Genomic DNA, 20204 nt, shown 5'->3' with positions numbered 1-20204 from the left:
AAGCGAACGAGAGTTGCCGGACTTGCCGCAAGCTGGATGTTAGCGAACTTCGCGGGGCAATTATGCGAACGAAAGCGGCTGAATTAGCTGAAAGCTGCAATTAGCGAACCAGATTCGCTTAATTGCGAAAGTAAATTCGCTAAAACTCATGCTATCGAGGCACTTTGCAATACAGAGAAGCTAATTTCGCTATTCGAGAATCGGCACTCGCTAATAATGAAGCTGGCTTCGTTATTGCAATTGCATTCGTCCGAAACGCAGCTTTTAGAGAAATGAATTTCTTTATTTAGCGAAACAGCTTCGCTAACTTATTAAATTTCGCTTTATCGCACTCTTATGCGCTCTATCGCAGCTGCTCTGATTGAAGCAAGAGCCGAATGCCGATTTAAGCAAGAAGAGAAGGCGCGTTCGAGAGCGTAATAAGCAGACAAAAAAATACAACCGCCAAACGGCGGCTGTATCCACAATCATAATTTAAGCGCGGAGCGCGGCATCCAAGTCCGCGATCAAATCCTCGACGTCCTCGAGACCGACCGAATAGCGGACGAGGCCGTCCGTAATGCCCCGCTGCAAGCGGACCTCGCGCGGCATAGACGCATGAGACATCATAGCCGGGTAGGATAGAATGCTTTCCACAGCGCCTAAGCTAACCGCTACAAGCGGAAGCTCAACGCGGTTAAGCATCGCTTTGGCGCGTTCGCCGCTGCCAACGTCGAAGGAGACGACGGCACCGTAGCCTGCCGATTGACGCTCATGTATTTCGCGTCCCGGATGGTCTGCCAAGCCCGGGTAGTACACCCGCTCAACGGCAGGATGGCTCGACAGCCATTCGGCGAGGCGGCGCGCGCTGCGCTCGCTGTGCTCCATGCGAGCTTGCAGCGTCTTCATGCCGCGCATCAGCAGCCATGCTTCATGCGAGCTCAGTACGGCTCCCAGCCCGTTTTGAAGGGCGTACAATCTTTTGCCCAGCGCTTCGTCCTTCGTTACCGCGAGGCCGGCAAGCACGTCGCTGTGACCGCTCAAAAACTTCGTCGCGCTGTGCAGCACGATATCGATGCCAAGCTCGAACGGGCGCTGATGGTAAGGCGTCATAAACGTGTTGTCGAGCAGCGACAGCAAGCCGTTCTCTTTCGCCCATGCAGCAACTAGAGCAATATCGGTAATTTTAAGCGTCGGATTGGATGGCGTCTCAATGAATACCGCTTTCGTATTCGGCTTGATCGCCGCTTTTACCGCTTCAAAGTCAGTCATATCGACGAACGTCGTTTCGATTCCCAGCCGTGTAAGCACAGTAGTCAGCAAACGATAGGTTCCGCCGTATACATCCTCCGTTACGATCAAATGATCGCCTGCCGAGAAGAGCAGAAACGTCGTAGAAATCGCCGCCATGCCGGAAGCAAACGCAAAGCCGCGAGTGCCGCCTTCAAGCAGCGCGATATAATCTTCAAGCGCTTCGCGCGTCGGGTTGCCGGAACGGCTGTAATCATAATGCGGCGGATTGAACACATCGTGATGGTGGAAAGTCGAAGCCTGGAAAATCGGCGTGCTTGACGCTCCTGTTGCTTCATCGATTTCCGCGCCGAAATGAAGCAGCTTGGTCGAGAAGCTTCGTCCCGCTATTTTTTCCTTATTCGTTCTGTCTGCCATTTCCCTATTCCCCCTCGATTTCCCGTTTTGCCGCAGCGAGCGCCTGCTCAAGGTCTGCAATCAAATCGTCAGCATGCTCAATGCCGACCGAGAACCGAAGAAGCTTATCGTCAACACCGATTTTTTGGCGAATTTCTACCGGAATATCCGCATGCGTCTGAACAGCCGGATACGTCATCAGCGATTCGACACCTCCAAGGCTTTCGGCAAATGCGATGAGACCGATGTGACGCAAGATCGGCTCCACATAACGAGCGTCTTTAAGACGGAAAGAGAAAATGCCGGTGTTGCCCGAAGATTGCTTGCTTTGAATGTCATGCCCAGGGTGATGCGGAAGCGCCGGATAATAAACGTCTTCTACGGCTGGATGTTCCATTAAGTATTCAGCAATGCGTGTTGCGTTATATTGATGACGTTCCATTCGCAGCGCCAGCGTTTTCATGCCGCGCATCAGCAGCCAGGAATCTTGCGGTCCAAGGACGGCCCCGATCGAATTATGAAGGAAAGCCATTTGTTCCGAAAGCTCTTTGCCTTTCGTTACGATCAAGCCGGCAAGAACGTCATTATGTCCGCCCAAATATTTCGTTGCGCTATGGATGACAATGTCTGCGCCAAGCTCAATCGGACGTTGGAAGAATGGCGTCAGCAGCGTATTGTCGACAATCGTCAGCAGACCTTTCGCTTTCGCCCACGAAGCGACGCGTTCCAAATCGGTAATCATCATCAGCGGATTCGTCGGCGTCTCAATGAGCACCGCTTTCGTGTTCGGCTGAAGCAACTCGTTCATTGCGTCGATGTCGTTCGTATCTACATAGGAAGCGGTTACGCCGAATCTCGACATAATTCGCTCCAGCAAACGGTAAGTTCCGCCGTAGAGGTCGAGCGATACAATGAGATGGTCGCCTTGGCTGAACAGCGCAAAAATCGTTTGCAGCGCTGCCATGCCGGAGCTACAGGCAAAACCTGCATCTCCGGATTCGAGCTTTGCCGCCGCTTCTTCAAGTACTGTGCGAGTCGGGCTTTTTGTGCGGGCATAATCAAAACCGGTGCTTTGTCCAAGTTTTGGATGGCGAAACGCCGTTGCTTGATAGACCGGGAAACTAATCGCTCCTGTGACAGGTTCCTTAATAGAACCGATTTGAGCTAATTGACTTTCGATTTTCATCTGATTCGTTACGCCCCTTTTGAATAGTGGAATGAAAATTCTTCTTTTAAATGCCTGCGCCCAAATCAAACGGCGTCTGTTGATAAACGTAATAGTTAAGCCAGTTCGAATACAGCAGGTTGGCATGTGCGCGCCATGTCGAAAGCGGAAGCCGTTCCGGGTTATCACCCGGGAAATAGTTTTTAGGCACGTCAATGCGAAGTCCTTTAGCTTTGTCGCGATCGTATTCGAACTTCAGCGACAGTGGGTCGTATTCCGAATGACCGCTTACGAAAATTTGCTTTCCGTCTTTGGAAGCGACAATATACACGCCGGATTCTTCCGATTCCGACAAAATTTCGAGCTCCGGTATGTGCTCGATATCCTCCCTGCGAACCTCGGTATGGCGGGATTGCGGGACATAGAACATTTCGTCGAAGCCCCGAAGCAGGTTCACGTTGCGCTTCTCAATCGTATGCGGGAACACGCCGAACACTTTGTTGTCCAAGTCATATTTTTTAATTCCGTAATGATGATACAGTCCAGCCTGCGAGGCCCAACAAATATGGAAGGTCGAAGTAACGCGGCGTTTACTCCATTCCATAATTTCTTTCAGCTCATCCCAGTAATTGACGTCTTCGAACTCCAAGTGCTCGACAGGAGCTCCCGTTATAATCATGCCGTCATAATATTCGTGGGAAATGTCGTCAAACGTTTTGTAAAAAGACTCCAAGTGCTCCGCCGACGTATTTTTCGATGTGTGCGTCTTAGGATGAAGCAATACTGCTTCCACTTGAAGCGGCGTATTGCCGATCAAACGCAGAAGCTGCGTCTCGGTCGTTTCCTTGGTCGGCATCAGATTCAATATGACAATTCGCAACGGACGAATGTCTTGATGGAACGCGGTGCTTTCGTCCATTACAAAAATGTTCTCATTATTCAATACTTCTTTCGCTGGCAAATTGTCTGGTACTTTAATCGGCATGCGAATCAACTCCTTACATCAGGATCTTTGTGTGGAGCACAAAGTCACTCATTAGCTACATCAGGATCTTTGTGTGGAGCACAAAGTCACTCATTAGCTACATCAGGATCTTTGTGTGGAGCACAAAGTCACTCATTAGCTACATCAGGATCTTTGTGTGGAGCACAAGTCACTCCGCTCTTTGTTTCAGTATGGCACTTAAAGCGCAAAAAAGACCTTTTCTGTCATGAGAAAAGGTCGTACGCTCAATTAAAATAAGCCTTCGCCTCTCTCATCTCTCAGAAACCAAAATGTTTCCGCAAGAATTAGCACCGTGCTTTCGCCGGTTGCCGGGCTTCATCGGGCTAGTCCCTCCGCCTGCTCTTGATAAGAAAGTAGATCTATTCGGTTGTCGCCGCAAAAACCGCTGCGCTTTTTTCATGTCTTACTTATTGATAACTTTAATGGATTCCGGCATTCGCGTCAAGATGGATTACAGCATAAACTAAAGAACGCTCCCGCCTGTTTTTCTTCTTGAATGTAAATGTGCTGCGGGAGTATACTAGACAAGGATTATCGGACTTTTTTTTCATTTTACTGAGCAAAGGAGTGCAAACGGACATGGAAGGCGACAGACCTAAGCCTGAAAACAACCGAATACGGCAACTGCCGGATCGTAAACGCAACTGGGCTTACGTCAACGCAATCTCTTCGTAACCGTCCGCTGCAATTCATCCGGCAGTTCTCCGTTCAAAGATTCTTTTTGGATAAGGAGTGACTTTGAGCAGCGCTCAAAGATCCTGAAGTTAGGAGATGCTGAGATGAAAATTCGTCATGTGAACAATGGAGTATTCGCTCCGCTTGAAGATATTAATGAAACGTTGCTTCCGCCTGCCGAAGGCTTCTATTGGATAGACGCCGACGTCGAGGATTTATCAGTGCTGCAGCCCCTATTCGGCATGCATGATCTTGCTGTAGAGGACTGCTTGAGCGAAGAGGAGCAACGGCCTAAAATCGAAATTTATGAAAGCCATTATTTTATCGTTATAAACAGCATCCGATTTGACGATGAAGAAATTTTTCTGCGGGCGCTGAACATCTTCCTTGGACGCCATTATATTATAACCGTTACGAAACAAAAAATTAACGAGCTTCGCTCCTTAAAGCCGGTACTTTGGGAGCAAGAAGTAAACCGGCCCGACTATTTCCTATACCATCTCGTCGATATCGTCGTCGACAACTACTTCCTCGTCGGAGACCGGATTGATACTCGGATCGAAACGCTGGAAGAAGATATCCTCATGCACACGAAAAAATCGCATCTGAACGAAATTATCGGTTTGCGCGGTGAAATATTGTGGCTCAAAAAAGTGCTCGGTCCGCAAAAGGACGTTATCGCGACATTAAATAAAAAGGATTTAAAGCTGATCGACGATCAGCTGCAAAAGTACTTCAGCGACATTTACGAGAATGCCGTCAAAATCGCCGAGTCTTTCGATACGTATCGAGAGCTGATGGGCAACTTGCGAGAAGCTTACCAGTCCAGCATCTCCGCCCGGGCGAATGAAATCATGCGCGTGTTTACCGCAATGACGACGATCTTCATGCCGCTGACGTTTATTACGGGTATATACGGGATGAACTTCGATTTTATTCCAGGCATGCATATGCGCGGCGGCTCTTACATTCTGCTCGGCATTATGCTTCTGCTCGGATTCGGGATGTTCTTCATTTTCCGCAAAAAAAATTGGCTGTAACTTGGAGCCATATTACGAAATTTGACCAAAAGAAGCCGCCTTTGGATAAAGGCGGTTTTCTTTATTCCGTATGTTTAAAATTTTTATCTTCCCTATTGTTCATTGGAGCGACGCCGCTTTGAGTCACTTCTTTGATCTGCGATTTATAATGATAGGTATAATGGTAACTTACATCGGGCTCATCTTTGAAAACCACTTTAATAATATAGGGGTTATAGCCTAACAGCTTACTATCCCAACGATAACTTATTTCTAAATCGTATTTTTCTTGCGATATTCCTTTACTATGAAGATGTTTCACAACATCTTGCTCTACTGCTTTACTATCTATTGGAGGTTTAATGATTCCAATATATAGTGAAATCGCTATGATTGCTAGGATGAGTAGACAAACACTCATAATGATTGTCATTTTTTTCATAAAAATTTCTCACGTCCTGTTTCTTGTATTTGCCGCATTAATTCCAACGAAACCAAGCCCGATAATGTTGCAAGTATTTGGATAATAAAAAAGCGGCGGAGGAACGGTTCCTGCGCCGCTTTTTCTGTCATTAATCTTCCTCGAACAGATTCGTCGACAAATATCGCTCGCCTGTATCGGGCAGCAAAGCGACGATCATTTTGCCTTTGTTCTCAGGCCGTTTAGCGAGCTCGGCAGCCGCTTTAACTGCGGCGCCGGATGAAATGCCGATAAGCAGCCCTTCCTCGCGGGCCAGACGCCGAGCCGTATGAATAGCGTCCTCATTTTTTACCGTAATGATCTCATCAACGACGGAACGGTCAAAGTTGCCTGGCACGAAGCCTGCGCCAATCCCTTGAATTTGATGTACGCCGCGAGTGCCGCCGGACAATACCGGCGAACTGAACGGCTCGACCGCTACGATTTGCACCTCTGGCTTAAGCTCCTTCAGCCTCCCGCCGACACCGGAAATCGTCCCGCCTGTGCCTACGCCGCCAACGAATATATCGACTGCGCCGTCTGTATCTTTCCATATTTCCTCGGCTGTCGTATGACGATGAATAGCCGGATTGGCCGGATTCTCAAATTGCTGCGGAATGAACGAATTCGGAATTTCCGCAGCCAGCTGGTCAGCTCGCTTGATTGCGCCCATCATTCCTTCCGAAGCCGGAGTGAGCACGAGTTCCGCGCCAAGCGCGCGCAGCAGCTTTCTCCGTTCTATGCTGAACGACTCGGGCAAAATAATGATAAGCCGATAGCCAAGCGCCGCCGCAGCGAACGCAAGGCCAATGCCGGTATTGCCGCTCGTCGGTTCGATAATGACAGAGTCCGGCTTTAAGAGCCCTCGCTTCTCGGCATCCTTAATCATCGCAAAGCCGATCCGGTCCTTTACGCTCCCCGCAGGGTTATAGTATTCGAGCTTTGCTACGATTGAAGCTCCGATTTCTTCATTTCTCATGTAATTGGCCAACTCTAGCAATGGAGTTTGGCCGATTAGTTCTGTTAAGTTGCGTTTAATGTTCGCCATTGTAGCATCCGTACCTTTCACTGGATAATAACCGTAAAACTGCGGTTTACAATTAGTATAGCACTTTATGGTATGATGCCCAAAATTGTTTTATTCAAGCTTAGCCTTGCGTTTGGCGAACGTATAACGATAAGGCAGCGGTTTTCGCCTGATGCAGAACCATTCGGCCTTAACTGTCGTCAATGTCGGCGCCATCGCGCCTTAGCGATTTGCACCCGATAAATTCAGCCAATTTATTTAAAATTCCGACCGTTTTCGGATTAAGCCTGCTGTGCGGAAGACATCTGCCGTTTTTTTGCCCATTCGGGCCAATTCCTTTATAATGTATAGTTATAGTGTTATGATCCGAAATGGTTTGTCCCAAGGGGGGAGATCAAATTGAATATTAGCCAGTTGGAGACGCTACTAACGATTTCCAAAACGATGAGCTTCCGCAAAGCAGGAGAACTGCTTAATTTGACACAACCTGCCGTATCCGCGCAAATTCGGACGCTGGAGGACGAATTCAAAACGGTGCTGATCGACCGCAATCAGCCAGTTACGCTAACCGACCACGGTCAAGTATTTCTCGAGCACGCGGAGCGCATATTAGCAATTGTTGAAGAGCTTAAGCAGAAGCTTTCCGATCTTAGCTCGACACCGCAAGGACATATCGTGCTCGGAACGACGTCCTCGATTGCCATCCAATTTTTGCCGCGTGTGCTGTCTTATTTTCAAGATCAATTCCCGCTTATTAAATCGACGATTCATACAATGCCTTCTTCCCAAGTCATGACTAGCGTCGAGAACGGCTCGGTCGATATCGGCATTACATACTTGTCCGAGAAAAATCCGAATGTGGATTCTTCGACGCTTTACTACGATACGTTCGAGCTTGTCGTCTCGCCCGCTCATCCGCTAAGCCATTTGACTCATGCAAAATTTGAAGATCTGAAAGACATCCCGCTAATCATGCTTGCGCCGGACACGCTTGGCCGCCGCTTTCTGGACCAAATATTCCGCAAGTACAACATGGAACCTAATATCATCGTAGAGCTTTCCAGCAGTGAAGAAGTTAAACGGATGGTCGAGATTAATCTGGGCGCGGCCGTCGTATCCAAGCTTTCGATTTTCGATGAATTGAAACGCGGGTCTCTTCGCATGATTAAAGTAAAAGAACTCGAAATCAGCCACCCTGTAGGGGTCGTGTACAAATCGGGCCGATATTTGAATACGGCGATGCAGCAATTTTTGAGCGATTTGAAGGGCATGCCTGAACATCAATTTATTAGCAGCGAATAAGCTTAGCCCGCGACAGCATAATTTTAGGAGGAATCGCGAATGAAATTCGATTTGCATACCCATAACGAAAGATGCGGCCATGCGACAGGCACGATCGAGCATTATGTACAAGCCGCGATAGACGCAGGACTGCAAGTGATCGGAATATCGGATCATTCTCCCTATTTTGCCGATGAGAAAGATCAGCCTTTTCCCGGCATCGCGATGGCGCGAAGCGAATTCAGCAACTATGTGGCTGAAGTGCAGCGCCTGAAGCAGCAGTATGAAGGAAAAATTGAAGTGCTGCTCGGCATGGAATCCGATTTCTTCCCCGATCGTTTTGACGCCTATCGCAAAGCTTATGAAGGCATCCCTTTTGACTATATTATCGGCTCCGTCCATCAAGTAAGCGGCGTAAGCATTTTCAACCGCAATCGTTGGAAAGGGCTGTCTGAAAAACGGCATATTGAAGAAAAACAGCTGTATTACAATTTGATCCGCCAATCGGCGCGCACCGGCTTATTTCAAATACTCGGTCATATCGACGCAATGAAAGGCTATTATCCGCAATTTTCCGAAATACCTGCGCATGAAGATATCGACGAAACGCTGCGCATTATCGGCGGCGAAGAAATCGCGATCGAGATCAACACGTCCGGCAGCACAAAGGATGTTGGCGGCTGGTACCCTTCAGATGAAATATTGGAGAGGGCGCTGCATTTCGGCGTGAACGTCACTTTCGGCTCTGACGCCCATATTCCAAGCCGAGTCGGCGATGATTTCGAGCTTGTTCAGAAAAGGCTGAAAGAAATTGGCTTTAAGCAGTGGGTGTTCTACAGAAGAAAGCAACGAATTATCGTTCCGCTATAAGGATGTCGACAAGGCTGCCCCGTCCGAGCAATGTTCGGAAACGGCGGCTTTTTCGTTTGGATTGGGACAAAAAAAGGGGACCTGCGCAATCGCAGGTCCAAAAGAGATATATTAAAAGGGGGTCTTGTTAATTATAATAGCCCATTAATGTGTATACACCGTTTCAGTACTATTTCATTTGTGTAACAAATTTTGATCTTTTGTGACTTTGACATGGAGTGACTCGTCATGTGGCTTATTCTTGCAATCGGCAGCGCGCTGCTGTTCGGACTGGCGGGCTGGTGGATGAAAGTCAGCCAGATGCGCGGCGGTTTAACTTCCGTCATGCTCTTCGGGCTGTATGTTTCCGGCACAGCCGGATTCGGCATCCATTCCGCAATAGAAAATCAACTCAGTCTGTTAGCCGACTGCCGGATCTGGCTTTCCGGGCTAATCATCGGCGCGGGCTCCGCTTTTGGCAATGCGATATTTATGAAGGCGCTTGATCACGGTCCGGCATCCCTTACCTCTCCGTTAACAAATGCAAATATTGTGCTCGTTGTCATGCTGGGCACTTTCGTATACGGAGAGCCGCTTGGCTGGTCGGAAGCAACGGGAATCGCGCTGCTCCTGCTGGCAGTCGTTCTGATCGCCATGAAAGGAACGGGCAGCAACAGCAGCATCGACAAGCAATGGTACTTGTATATTGTTGCGGCAATATTGCTGTTTACGTTCCGCAATGGAGGATTAAAGGTAACCGAGGAAATTGGGTTGCCCAGCGCCCCCATTCTGTTCGTCGGTTACGGTTTCTCGCTGCTCTGGTTTGCAAAACCGCTATTTCAATGGAGGAGCGTATCCTCCCCGGCAGCCGCAACCGGTTTAATACTTGGATTGCTGGCTGGACTATTCTCGTATGGCGGTCTGCAAATGTATGCGGCATCTCTCGCTTCCGGACCGGCCAATCTGGCCGCTCCGATCTTCGCGACAAACAGTCTGGTCGTTGCCGCAGGCGCTATAGTTGTCTACAAAGAACGGTTAAATGCGCTGCAATGGTTCGCTTTCTTATGCATGATTGCCGGGCTGGCCGTCATTAAACTGTAAGCAGCAAAAAGGATCGGCCGAAGTTGTTCGCAATGAACTTCTTTGGCCGATCCTTCTTTTTATTAATTAAACCACACCGCATCGAGCGAAAAGCTGCCCGCGCCAGTGAATGCAACGCCAAGTGCGATAACGATAAGCACCAAATTGTACTCGTAGCCGTTCTGCGTTACCCAAAGTCCGTTCGCACCGTGTACTTTTGCAATCGCCATGACCATCGTAACGATAATCAGCGCTGCGCCAACCCAAGTAAACAAACCTGCGGCAAACAGCAAACCGCCCGCCAATTCCCCGAAGCCTGCGGCAAAAGCCATCAGTACGCCTGGTTTCAAGCCAATCGATTCCAGCCAGCCGCCTGTACCTTTCAAACCGTAACCGCCAAACCAGCCAAACAATTTCTGAGCGCCGTGCGCTGCCATTAGCAAACCAATAACAACCCGAATAATTAATAGTCCTGTGTCTAACATTATAACCCTCACCCTTCAATTTTTTTTAGTTTGTAAAAACTCGCGTAATTCGTATTTTTGAGCGGCCGCTCTTGTTGATACTTATAATATATTAAGTTACTTACTTTTGTCAAGCATATATATTTTAATTGGGTAACTAATCATTTCAACTTACTTTTCCTAAGTACATATGCTACAATAAAGAAACAGAAAGCGGGGTGATCGCGTTGGATTATACGACAATGTGCCCAAAATATGAGGCTGCAGCAGATGTATTAGGCAAAAAGTGGACGGGTCTCATCATTCGGGTGCTGTTAGGCGGACCGAAGAGGTTTAAAGATATTAAAGGACAAATAGCTGACATGAGCGATAAAATGCTTACCGATCGAATGAAGGAACTGGAAGCGCAAGGCATTGTAAAGCGCACTGTGTTCCCGGAAATGCCCGTTCGAATCGAATATGAATTGACTGAAAAAGGCCGAGAGCTTCAGCCGGTCATTGAATCGATTCAAAAATGGGGAGAACAATGGATGTAACCGCGCCAAAGCTTAAAGCTTCGCGCATTGAGAAGCCGCGCAAGCGGCTTTTTTCATTCCGGCAAAAGGTGAGCTTGAACTTATGTTGAAAGTCATGTTTGTAGACGGAAGTGGGTCGGCGCACTCTTTCCTGCAACAAAAAAACAGCCCCTAGGGCCGATTCTTCGGCCTTAGGGGCTGTCTCTTACTTCTATGGTGACGGGAAGGCAGTTACTGCTCGATCGTCACTACATGCCAAGCCATTTTTTGAACAAGTGCACCGTTGTATCTTTGTTGATCGCTGCGATTGAAGTTGTAAGCGGAATGCCTTTCGGACATGCGCGCACGCAGTTTTGCGAGTTGCCGCAGCCTTCGATGCCGCCGTCTTCCATCAAAGCGTCAAGACGTTCTTCTTTGTTCATTTCGCCCGTCGGGTGAACGTTGAACAAACGAACCTGGGAGATCGCGAACGGACCGATAAAGCTGTTGCGGTCGTTTACGTTCGGACAAGCTTCCATACATACGCCGCATGTCATGCATTTCGAAAGCTCGTATGCCCATTGGCGTTTCGATTCTGCCAGACGCGGGCCAGGACCAAGATCGTACGTGCCGTCGATCGGAATCCACGCTTTAACGCGTTTCAATGCGTTGAACATGCGTTGGCGGTTAACCACAAGGTCGCGAACGACCGGGAATGTGCGCATCGGCTCCAGACGAACCGGCTGCTCCAATTGATCGATTAGCGCGCTGCACGCTTGGCGCGGCTTGCCGTTGATGACCATCGAACAAGCGCCGCAAACCTCTTCAAGACAGTTCGATTCCCAGCATACCGGCGCCGTGCCAGCGCCGTCCGCTTTTTTCGGATTGCGCTGAATTTCCATCAGGCCGCTGATCACGTTCATGTTCGCGCGGTACGGAATTTCGAACTCTTCTTTGTAAGGAGCAGAGTCCGGCGTATCTTGGCGTGTAATAATGAACTTAATTGTTTTTGTAGCTGTTGCTTCTGCCATTGTCGTTGTTCTCCTTTCTTTCTATCTTAGTGTTTATTTGTTGTATAGTCGCGCTTACGCGGTGCAATCAGCGATACGTCAACGTCCTCGTACGAAATTTGCGGACCTTCAGGCGTCCAAGTCGCTTTCGTCGTTTTGAGGAAGTCCTCGTCGTTACGATCAGGGAACTCTGGCTTGTAGTGCGCGCCGCGGCTTTCGTTGCGGAGCAATGCGCCAAGCGTCATCGCTTCTGCAAGCTCAAGCATGTTCCACAACTGACGGGTAAACGACAGGCTGGAGTTGTTCCATTGCGCCACGTCGTTAATGTTGATTTTCGTATAGCGCTGTTTCAGTTCTTTAATTTTGTCAATCGTTTGCTCCAGCTTGTCGTTGAAGCGTACAACGGTCATGTTGTTCGTCATCCACTCGCCGAGCTCTTTCTGAATGACATATGCATTTTCGTTGCCGTCCAGGCCGCGAATCATGCTGATTTTATCCGTCTGGCGTTTTTTCTCGCGATCGAATACAGAGGACGCAACATCGTCAGCCGATTTTTTAAGCCCTTTAATGTATTCAACCGCTTTTGGACCGGACACCATGCCGCCGTAAATAGCGGAAAGCAAGGAGTTTGCGCCGAGACGGTTCGCGCCGTGATATTGATATTCGCATTCGCCGGCTGCAAACAGACCGGGAATGTTCGTCATTTGGTTGTAATCGACCCACAGACCGCCCATCGAATAGTGGACTGCAGGGAAAATTTTCATCGGAAGCTTACGCGGGTCGTCGCCCGTAAACTTCTCGTAGATTTCGATAATGCCGCCGAGCTTAACGTCAAGCTCTTTCGGGTCTTTGTGAGACAGGTCGAGATAAACCATGTTCTCGCCGTTGATGCCGAGCTTCTCGTCTACGCAGACGCTGAAAATTTCGCGTGTTGCGATATCGCGCGGCACAAGGTTGCCGTAAGCCGGATATTTCTCTTCAAGGAAGTACCATGGCTTGCCGTCTTTGTACGTCCATACGCGTCCGCCTTCGCCGCGAGCGGATTCGGACATCAGACGGTTTTTGTCGTCGCCTGGAATCGCCGTCGGGTGGATTTGAATAAACTCGCCATTTGCGTAATGTACGCCTTGCTGATAAATCGCGCTTGCCGCCGTACCTGTATTGATAACAGAGTTCGTCGTTTTGCCGAAAATGATGCCAGGACCGCCGGAAGCCATAATAACCGCATCGCCCGGGAACGTATGAACTTCCATGGAACGCAGATCTTGCGCCGAAATGCCGCGGCATACGCCGTCGTCATCGATAACAGCGCCGAGGAATTCCCAATGCTCGTATTTCGTTACGAGGCCGGCAGCTTCCCAGCGGCGAACTTGCTCGTCCAGCGCGTACAGCAGCTGTTGGCCGGTCGTTGCGCCGGCGAATGCCGTACGGTGATATTGCGTGCCGCCGAAACGGCGGAAGTCAAGCAAGCCTTCCGGCGTACGGCTGAACATAACGCCCATCCGGTCCATCAAGTGAATAATGCCAGGCGCCGCCTCGCACATTGCTTTAACTGGAGGCTGATTCGCAAGGAAGTCGCCGCCGTATACCGTATCGTCAAAATGCTCCCATGGGGAGTCGCCTTCGCCCTTTGTATTTACAGCGCCGTTGATGCCGCCTTGCGCGCAAACGGAGTGGGAACGCTTCACCGGCACGATCGAGAACAGATCGACGTGAACGCCCGCTTCCGCCGCTTTAATTGTAGCCATAAGGCCAGCAAGGCCGCCGCCTACGACGATTACTTTATTTTTAGCCATAACGTTTCGCTCCTTGTCTTCAAACTAACCGAACTAACCGATATTCGTCCATGCTAAAGCGGCATTAGCTGCTTCTTTGAATTCATCGCCTTGGAATGCCACAAGCGAAAGAATGAACAGCGCAGCCACGAGTACAAACACGATCATGCAAATATATGAAGAAACTTTTTGCGCTCTTGGAGAAACGGTAATGCCCCAGCTGATCAGAAACGCCCACAGGCCGTTGCTGAAGTGGAATACCGCAGCCAACACGCCTACGACATAAAAGATGAAGAAAAGCGGATTGGTTGCAATATCATGCATCGTCGAGCCCAGCTCTTCATGCGTGACGTTGCCTAAGTATACTTGAAGGCGGGTTTGGAAAACGTGCCAGAACACGAAAATGAACGTAATCACCCCGGTAATGCGCTGAAGGGTAAACGCCCAGTTGCGGCCGTACGAATATTGACCCGAGTTTAAGTTGGACTGATAAGCCATATACAGGCCGTAAATGCCGTGGTACAAAATCGGAAGGTAAATCCCGAAGATTTCAAGGATCGGCACGATTGGCAGGCTGTTTATGAAATGTACGCCATTTGCGAATCCTTCCGGCCCGCGTTCGAACGCCTGGTAGTTGGTCAACGCATGCACAAGAATAAAGCCTCCGAGCGGGATGACTCCAAGCAACGAGTGCAGCTTGCGCCAGTAATACGAATTTCCTTTCATTAAATACTGCTCCTTTCTAAACTGTAGATGCTCTTTTCATTTGAACAAACCATCGTACATTGTACCCCCGGTCCTAACACCCGTCAACAAAAGCTGACACGAATTATTCACACTTTCCATCCTACTCCTTTTCAGCTTATAATGGAATTGCATATTTTTTATAATTTATAATAACTATTTTGCATAAGCAGTTTTTGCAGCAGGAGGGGTCTCACTATGATTGATGAACTCGATATGTTTGCTGTCATCGTCGAGCAATCCAGCATGAACAAAGCGGCTTCGATATTAAATCTGTCGCAGCCGGCGCTCTCCCGCAAGCTCGCCAAGCTGGAAGAGGAGCTTGGCGCCCAGCTTTTCCGCCGCGTAGGCAAACGGCTGGAGCTGACCCGGATCGGACAGCTCGCTTACGAGTATGCTGTGGAGCTGCGGCACTCGCACCGCCGTTTTCTCGACACCGTATCGGAATATGCGACGGAAGGCCGGACGTCCATTACGATTGGCGCAAGCTTAACGACGCTGCAGACGACGCTCCCTGACTTCATTAAGGCGCTGAATGCCAGCCATCCCGAGTTCGACATTAAAGCGATCACCGGCAAGACGCATGAAATCGTCACGCTCGTCCGCGAGAATAAAGCCGATATTGCGATCGTTGCTTCCCGGATCGAGGATGCCCAGCTGCATTGCGTGCCGCTGTTCGACGATCATTTGATGCTCGTGCTTCCGTCCAGTATCGTCATAGAAGGTAGAGACAAGCTCGGTATTCAAGATTTGAACGGCTTGCCGATGATCTTGTTTTCCCGCGGCACCTGGTATCGGATGCTGACCGACGAAGTATTCGCCCGCCACCATCTGCAGCCCGATGTGCGAATGGAGATCGACTCGTTCGAGGCCATACTTCGTCTGCTCCATACTTGCCGCGCGGCGACGCTGCTGCCGCAATCTTACTTGCGCAAGCAGCTGTTGGAAGACAATGAGCTCACTGTCGTCTCGATCTGCGAGCTAGAGCGAACCAAACGCACAACATGCCTCATCCATGGCGATCCGGCAAGCCTAAATCCTGCCGTTCGGCAATGGATAGAAGAGCTCACTGAGCTTCAATGAGAGAATACCTCTATACGAAATAAGGACAGCGGCTTATTGTATACGCCGCTGTCCTTATTTTCACCTAATTACCGCTTCTTCAAACTGCTCGATTTGATTATTCGTGCCGATGACAACCATGACATCGCGTTCCGATAAAATATCGGTCGCTGTCGGCGCGATAATGATGCCTTGCGGCTTATTGATCGCTACAATGCTGCAGCCGAACCGAGCCCGTGGATTGATTTCGCTTAGCGATTTGCCGTTTAAGCATTTCGGCACGGCAAGCTCGGCAATCGTGTATTCTTTCGACAGCTCGATATAATCTAGCAAGTTCGGCGATACGAGCTGATGCGCCACGCGAATGCCCATATCCCGCTCCGGGTAGACGACGCGGTCGACGCCGATTTTTTCCAACACTCGTCCGTGAAGCTCGCTCATCGCCTTGGCAACGACTTTTTTCACGCCTAAATCCTTCAATATAATAGTTGTAAGAATGCTGGATTGGATATCGTCGCCTATCGCGACAACGCCGCAGTCGAAGTTGCGCACGCCAAGCGAGCGCAGCGCCTCCTCATCGGTACAGTCCGCCGACACTGTATGCGTCAGCACATCGCTCATTTCTTGCACAGCCTCTTCGTCGCGGTCGATGCCGAGCACTTCATAGCCTAATTGAATCAGCTCTCTCCCCAAGCTGGAGCCAAATCGGCCAAGGCCAACAATTACAAACTGTTTGTTCTTCATTTCTTTTTCCCCATTCTCTATCCGATTGTAATTTTGCCTTCTGGATACCGGAACAGCTCTTTCTCTGTTTTTGGCCCAAGCGCATAAGCAAGCGTCAATGGACCAAGCCTGCCGGCAAACATCGTTAACGCGATGATGATTCGGCCTATATCCGTCAACTCCGGTGTCAGTCCGGCGGATAAGCCAACCGTACCGAACGCCGAAGTCGTCTCGAACAAAATTTTAATAAACTGCTGGTCCTCCGTAGTTGAAAGCACCATCGTTACGCCGATCACAAGTGCAAGCGACAGCATCGTAATCGTCAGCGCCTTGAAAATCCGGTCTTTCGCGAGTCGGAAACGGAACATGACGATGTCCTCGCGGCCGCGGGCCATCGCGATGACGGCGCCGATCAGCGTCGTAAACGTCGTTGTCTTGATGCCGCCGCCGGTCGAGCCTGGCGATGCGCCGATAAACATTAAGATGACGGTGAAAAACAACGTCGCTTGCCTTAACGCGGTATAATCGAGCGTATTGGCTCCAGCTGTACGCGGCGTAACCGATTGGAACAATGATGCCCATAATTTGTCGCCCCAGCCTAGCGAACCAAGCGTCTTCGCATTCGAAAATTCAAATATGAAGATGACGATTGCTCCGACAACGATCAATGTTCCGGTCATCGACAACACGACTTTGCTGTGCAGCGACAATCGTTTATTTTTACGGAATTCAAGCAAATCGGAAATAACGATAAAACCAAGACCGCCCGAAATGATAAGCAGCATCGAAACGATATTGATAAGCGGATCGCCAACGTACATCGTTAAGCTTCTAAAATTGCCGAAAATGTCAAACCCGGCATTGTTAAAAAAAGAGACGGCATGGAAAAATCCGAAATAAGCCGCTTTTCCAATTGGCATATCGAAAGAGAAACGGAGCGCAAACAGAACAGCGCCAATCGCCTCGATCGACAGCGAATAAATAATGACTTTACGAATCAGCCGAACAATGCCCTCCATGCTCGATTGATTCATCGCTTCCTGAAGAATGAGACGTTCCTTCAGCGATATTTTTTTTCGCAGCATAAGCGCAATTAATGTACTCATCGTCATGAAGCCGAGACCGCCGATTTGGATAAGCAGCAGCAAGATCAGTTGTCCCGCTTTGGAGAAATAAGTGCCCGTGTCAACGACAACCAGTCCAGTTACGCAAGTTGCCGAAGTGGCCGTAAATAAAGCGTCCAGAAACCGCAATCGAGAACCGTCGCTTGATGCGAACGGCATAGTAAGCAGAAACGCGCCGATAAAGATGATGAGCGCAAAGCCGAATACGAGAATGCGCGGCGGCGACCATTTGCGAACATCGAGAAAATTAAGCATTTCTACGCACCTCTTACATTTTTTGGAATAAAAAAAAGCACTGGATACCCAATGCTGCAGCGATGAGTCCTGTTCCATACAGCCTGCGAGGTTAGCTGACGGATTCGGGCCTGGAAAGGCAGCCCTATTCTGCGGGAATCAGCAGCCGCTCGTGCGGACGATACTGATTTCGCTGAAATTCACCCCATGCTGTCGAACAAAAGAAATAATGTCCGGCAACGTTATGGTTCCCCCGTTTTCTTGCGGAAATTCGGCTGTTTGTATGCAATTAACAATAACGTACCGATTATAATCCTATTTCAACTGCAATACAAAACAAGCAATACGGATAAAATAGGCTCAATTCATTCAAAAAGCGTCTTGGTCGCCGTACAAGACAGCCCTTGCTCTGCGCATCTCGTTATTTCTCGCGTTTGCAGGCGCGTTTTATAACATGATTATATTTCTTAATGATTTGTCCAACCGTTAGCATTGGATAATACAGGGATTCATATGTTATTGTTACTAAAGAACTTTTTAGCCGTACTACCTATTATATTTCCGACAATTGAGGTGAATTATGGTCAATTCCATCGCCCCCGGAACCTGGAAAAGGTTTGTTTGGGCCGCCGTTATCGGCGTCATCATTTTCATCGTTACACAACTCTCCCCATTTCAAAGCAGCTCGATGGAAGACCCTACGCAAACTGGCATTATAAGCAAAGAGATGGCTGAGCAGACAGCTATTCAGTTCGCAAAGGAGCAATTCAAGCAAACATCGGATACGGCAAATACGATCTATCAAACGGACAGTCTGGCTGCCGGTTATTTTTCCAAACAGAAGCTGTCCTCGGAGTACGACAAAAAATATGGACGGGATTTTCCATATGATACGTATCAAGTTACGCTAAAGCTTGCCAATGGGGACGACGCATTCGTCTATGTCCATATGAACAGCAACAAGGTTGTCGGCTGGCATCGTCCGGGCGGCGCTCAATATGCTGAAGAACAGGCTTACATCAATGCCGCCAAACAATTTGCCGTGACGAAAAACTTTCGCGAGTCAGAGCTCGCCGACGCAAAGCTGGGCAACAACGGAGAAGTCTTGTTTCACCCAACCGGATATAAGCTTGGCGAAGCTTCGCTTGAATTGACAGTCGCTCTCTCTGAAGACGCATCCGGCAAACCGTTTGTTATCCGCTATAAGGCAGCATTTATACCGCCTGAAGGCTATGCAGACCTCATCGATAACCAGAAAAGCAAGGCAAATATTCTTTCGATCGTCAGCTTGTTGTATATGAGCTTAATGTCGCTCGTGCTGGCAATCATCTATGCGGTGCTCTATCGAAAGCATACGACGTTCAAACGCGGCCTGTTTATAAGCGCTCTATTTACCGTATTTTATTTGTACCTCAATGTCAGCATGGTCGACGGCATGATGGCGGAATACGGCGAGGTTGCAAGCGGCAGCCAAGAAAAAATAGTTATGCAGTTCATCACTGTACTGCTGCTGCTCCCGGTCGTCATCGCCGTCTATTTCTCGCTCGTCGCCGGCGACGGCATGTGGCGCTCGTGGAAGCGTCCAATCTGGCCGGGCTTCCGTGAACGCGGCTATGGCGAGCATGTATGGCGCAGCGTCGGCCTGTCCTATTTGCTCGCTCTCATCTTAATGGGCATCCAAAGCGTTATTTTTCTTATCCTGGAAAAATCGATCGGCTCCTGGGTTACGACCGATGCGGCAACATCGACTTACAATATGGGCGCGCTGTGGCTTATGCCTACACTCGCTTGGTGCGCCGCTATTTCCGAGGAAGCAATCTACCGGCTGTTCGGCATCGCGATCTTCAAACGCTGGCTGAAAAATACGTTTGTCGCCGCGTTGATCCCGACGATTATGTGGGCGCTAGGCCATGTCGGCTATCCGATCTTCCCTTATTACACAAGGCTGATCGAGCTGCTCGTTATCGGCTTGCTGTTCTGCTTCATTTTCTTGCGCTTCGGCTTTATTACGGCTGTATTCACGCACGCGATATTCGATACGTTCCTGATGGATCTGTCGTTGATTGCAACCGGAGATCCGTTTAACATCGGGGCGGCAATCGTCTATGCGGTGCTTCCCGTTATTATCGCCTGGGTCATTAAATACTGGTATAACAGACGGCAGGCTCCCGCTTCGCCGGTATGGAACCAAAGCTCTCCTCCAGACGCTACTTAGGTTAAAACAACAAACTGTGCATTCGAATGTTCTTACGATCGCCATTGCTCGGGGGGTTCGCTCGCTGGAGAAACGGCAGCATCAGTAAATAAAAGAAGTGATTTTCATAAAAATAGCGTTGCAGAGAGCTATCCCTGCAACGCTATTTTTCGATTTTGATCCTTTGCAGCC

Annotated in this window: 18 protein-coding genes and 2 riboswitches; of the genes, 7 read left to right on the top strand and 11 right to left on the bottom strand. The window is 49.2% G+C overall.

Annotated features, from left to right (window positions below; all coding sequences use genetic code 11):
- Positions 1–474 precede the first annotated feature (474 nt).
- The 3 genes from GOM71_RS00205 to metA are packed head-to-tail and all read right to left on the bottom strand — an operon-like array spanning position 475 to position 3776.
- Entirely contained in the window at positions 475–1647 is a 1173-nt protein-coding gene (locus GOM71_RS00205; protein WP_156277167.1) for a trans-sulfuration enzyme family protein, read from the bottom strand.
- Positions 1648–1651: 4 nt separating this feature from the next.
- A complete protein-coding gene (locus GOM71_RS00200; protein WP_156277165.1) occupies positions 1652–2812 on the bottom strand; it encodes an aminotransferase class I/II-fold pyridoxal phosphate-dependent enzyme in 1161 nt (386 codons plus the stop codon).
- A gap of 46 nt (positions 2813–2858) precedes the next feature.
- Entirely contained in the window at positions 2859–3776 is a 918-nt protein-coding gene (gene metA / locus GOM71_RS00195) for a homoserine O-acetyltransferase MetA (protein ID WP_156277163.1), read from the bottom strand.
- A 268-nt stretch (positions 3777–4044) separates the two neighbouring features.
- Positions 4045–4149, bottom strand: a riboswitch (SAM riboswitch).
- 427 nt (positions 4150–4576) lie between these two features.
- Here metA and corA point away from each other — a divergent pair.
- A complete protein-coding gene (gene corA / locus GOM71_RS00190; protein WP_156277161.1) occupies positions 4577–5512 on the top strand; it encodes a magnesium/cobalt transporter CorA in 936 nt (311 codons plus the stop codon).
- A gap of 61 nt (positions 5513–5573) precedes the next feature.
- On the opposite strand, the gene GOM71_RS00185 is transcribed toward corA, so the two are convergent.
- Positions 5574–5933 (bottom strand): DUF3139 domain-containing protein, encoded by a 360-nt coding sequence (locus GOM71_RS00185; RefSeq protein ID WP_156277159.1) that lies wholly within the window; start codon positions 5931–5933, stop codon positions 5574–5576.
- Between the two features lie 130 nt (positions 5934–6063).
- Positions 6064–6999 (bottom strand): cysteine synthase A, encoded by a 936-nt coding sequence (cysK, locus tag GOM71_RS00180; RefSeq protein ID WP_156277157.1) that lies wholly within the window; start codon positions 6997–6999, stop codon positions 6064–6066.
- Between the two features lie 378 nt (positions 7000–7377).
- Between cysK and GOM71_RS00175 the strand changes: the two genes are divergently transcribed.
- The 3 genes from GOM71_RS00175 to GOM71_RS00165 all read left to right on the top strand — a co-directional run bounded on the left by GOM71_RS00175 (position 7378) and on the right by GOM71_RS00165 (position 10209).
- Positions 7378–8280, top strand: coding sequence for a LysR family transcriptional regulator (locus GOM71_RS00175; protein ID WP_156277155.1), 903 nt, complete (start codon positions 7378–7380; stop codon positions 8278–8280).
- A 39-nt stretch (positions 8281–8319) separates the two neighbouring features.
- The gene (locus GOM71_RS00170; RefSeq protein ID WP_156277153.1) at positions 8320–9129 is read left to right on the top strand and encodes a histidinol-phosphatase; all 810 of its coding nucleotides are present in this window, start codon (positions 8320–8322) and stop codon (positions 9127–9129) included.
- 228 nt (positions 9130–9357) lie between these two features.
- Positions 9358–10209 carry an EamA family transporter gene (locus GOM71_RS00165; protein ID WP_156277151.1) on the top strand — a complete coding sequence of 284 codons (852 nt, stop codon included), beginning with the start codon at positions 9358–9360 and terminating at the stop codon, positions 10207–10209.
- A 62-nt stretch (positions 10210–10271) separates the two neighbouring features.
- Here the strand turns inward: GOM71_RS00165 and GOM71_RS00160 are convergent, their stop codons facing one another.
- On the bottom strand, positions 10272–10673 hold the full coding sequence (locus GOM71_RS00160) for a DoxX family protein (RefSeq protein WP_156277149.1): 402 nt from the start codon (positions 10671–10673) through the stop codon (positions 10272–10274).
- Between the two features lie 221 nt (positions 10674–10894).
- On the opposite strand from GOM71_RS00160, the gene GOM71_RS00155 reads away from it, so the two are divergent.
- Positions 10895–11188: a winged helix-turn-helix transcriptional regulator gene (locus GOM71_RS00155; RefSeq protein ID WP_156277524.1), complete on the top strand. Its 294-nt coding sequence runs from the start codon at positions 10895–10897 to the stop codon at positions 11186–11188.
- A 227-nt stretch (positions 11189–11415) separates the two neighbouring features.
- Here GOM71_RS00155 and sdhB read toward each other — a convergent pair whose 3' ends face one another.
- Genes sdhB through GOM71_RS00140 form a run of 3 tightly spaced genes read right to left on the bottom strand, consistent with a single transcriptional unit; the run spans position 11416 to position 14657 of the window.
- Positions 11416–12177: a succinate dehydrogenase iron-sulfur subunit gene (gene sdhB, locus GOM71_RS00150; RefSeq protein ID WP_156277147.1), complete on the bottom strand. Its 762-nt coding sequence runs from the start codon at positions 12175–12177 to the stop codon at positions 11416–11418.
- A 26-nt stretch (positions 12178–12203) separates the two neighbouring features.
- On the bottom strand, positions 12204–13952 hold the full coding sequence (sdhA, locus tag GOM71_RS00145) for a succinate dehydrogenase flavoprotein subunit (protein WP_156277145.1): 1749 nt from the start codon (positions 13950–13952) through the stop codon (positions 12204–12206).
- Between the two features lie 33 nt (positions 13953–13985).
- Positions 13986–14657: a succinate dehydrogenase cytochrome b558 subunit gene (locus GOM71_RS00140; RefSeq protein ID WP_156277142.1), complete on the bottom strand. Its 672-nt coding sequence runs from the start codon at positions 14655–14657 to the stop codon at positions 13986–13988.
- A 216-nt stretch (positions 14658–14873) separates the two neighbouring features.
- Here GOM71_RS00140 and GOM71_RS00135 point away from each other — a divergent pair, with 216 nt between their 5' ends.
- Positions 14874–15758, top strand: coding sequence for a LysR family transcriptional regulator (locus GOM71_RS00135; RefSeq protein WP_156277140.1), 885 nt, complete (start codon positions 14874–14876; stop codon positions 15756–15758).
- Between the two features lie 60 nt (positions 15759–15818).
- Here GOM71_RS00135 and GOM71_RS00130 read toward each other — a convergent pair whose 3' ends face one another.
- Together GOM71_RS00130 and GOM71_RS00125 are read right to left on the bottom strand one after the other, a co-directional pair.
- Complete coding sequence (locus tag GOM71_RS00130) at positions 15819–16481, bottom strand: potassium channel family protein (RefSeq protein WP_156277138.1); 663 nt, start codon at positions 16479–16481, stop codon at positions 15819–15821.
- A 17-nt stretch (positions 16482–16498) separates the two neighbouring features.
- The gene (locus GOM71_RS00125; protein ID WP_156277136.1) at positions 16499–17839 is read right to left on the bottom strand and encodes a TrkH family potassium uptake protein; all 1341 of its coding nucleotides are present in this window, start codon (positions 17837–17839) and stop codon (positions 16499–16501) included.
- 65 nt (positions 17840–17904) lie between these two features.
- Positions 17905–18105, bottom strand: a riboswitch (cyclic di-AMP (ydaO/yuaA leader).
- A gap of 293 nt (positions 18106–18398) precedes the next feature.
- On the opposite strand from GOM71_RS00125, the gene GOM71_RS00120 reads away from it, so the two are divergent.
- Positions 18399–20033, top strand: a complete 1635-nt coding sequence (locus GOM71_RS00120) for a CPBP family intramembrane glutamic endopeptidase (RefSeq protein ID WP_156277134.1) — start codon at positions 18399–18401, stop codon at positions 20031–20033.
- The last annotated feature ends 171 nt before the right edge of the window (positions 20034–20204 follow it).

The organism is Paenibacillus sp. NEAU-GSW1 (assembly GCF_009737085.1).
GTDB lineage: Bacteria > Bacillota > Bacilli > Paenibacillales > Paenibacillaceae > Pristimantibacillus.
This window is presented reverse-complemented; position numbering and strand designations above follow the sequence as displayed.

Coding starts and splice junctions, on each gene's coding strand:
- GOM71_RS00205 (WP_156277167.1), bottom strand. CDS start 1,647: ATGGCAGACAGAACGAATAAGGAAAAAATAGCGGGACGAAGCTTCTCG.
- GOM71_RS00200 (WP_156277165.1), bottom strand. CDS start 2,812: ATGAAAATCGAAAGTCAATTAGCTCAAATCGGTTCTATTAAGGAACCT.
- metA (WP_156277163.1), bottom strand. CDS start 3,776: ATGCCGATTAAAGTACCAGACAATTTGCCAGCGAAAGAAGTATTGAAT.
- corA (WP_156277161.1), top strand. CDS start 4,577: ATGAAAATTCGTCATGTGAACAATGGAGTATTCGCTCCGCTTGAAGAT.
- GOM71_RS00185 (WP_156277159.1), bottom strand. CDS start 5,933: ATGAAAAAAATGACAATCATTATGAGTGTTTGTCTACTCATCCTAGCA.
- cysK (WP_156277157.1), bottom strand. CDS start 6,999: ATGGCGAACATTAAACGCAACTTAACAGAACTAATCGGCCAAACTCCA.
- GOM71_RS00170 (WP_156277153.1), top strand. CDS start 8,320: ATGAAATTCGATTTGCATACCCATAACGAAAGATGCGGCCATGCGACA.
- GOM71_RS00165 (WP_156277151.1), top strand. CDS start 9,358: ATGTGGCTTATTCTTGCAATCGGCAGCGCGCTGCTGTTCGGACTGGCG.
- GOM71_RS00160 (WP_156277149.1), bottom strand. CDS start 10,673: ATGTTAGACACAGGACTATTAATTATTCGGGTTGTTATTGGTTTGCTA.
- GOM71_RS00155 (WP_156277524.1), top strand. CDS start 10,895: ATGTGCCCAAAATATGAGGCTGCAGCAGATGTATTAGGCAAAAAGTGG.
- sdhB (WP_156277147.1), bottom strand. CDS start 12,177: ATGGCAGAAGCAACAGCTACAAAAACAATTAAGTTCATTATTACACGC.
- sdhA (WP_156277145.1), bottom strand. CDS start 13,952: ATGGCTAAAAATAAAGTAATCGTCGTAGGCGGCGGCCTTGCTGGCCTT.
- GOM71_RS00140 (WP_156277142.1), bottom strand. CDS start 14,657: ATGAAAGGAAATTCGTATTACTGGCGCAAGCTGCACTCGTTGCTTGGA.
- GOM71_RS00135 (WP_156277140.1), top strand. CDS start 14,874: ATGATTGATGAACTCGATATGTTTGCTGTCATCGTCGAGCAATCCAGC.
- GOM71_RS00130 (WP_156277138.1), bottom strand. CDS start 16,481: ATGAAGAACAAACAGTTTGTAATTGTTGGCCTTGGCCGATTTGGCTCC.
- GOM71_RS00125 (WP_156277136.1), bottom strand. CDS start 17,839: ATGCTTAATTTTCTCGATGTTCGCAAATGGTCGCCGCCGCGCATTCTC.
- GOM71_RS00120 (WP_156277134.1), top strand. CDS start 18,399: ATGGTCAATTCCATCGCCCCCGGAACCTGGAAAAGGTTTGTTTGGGCC.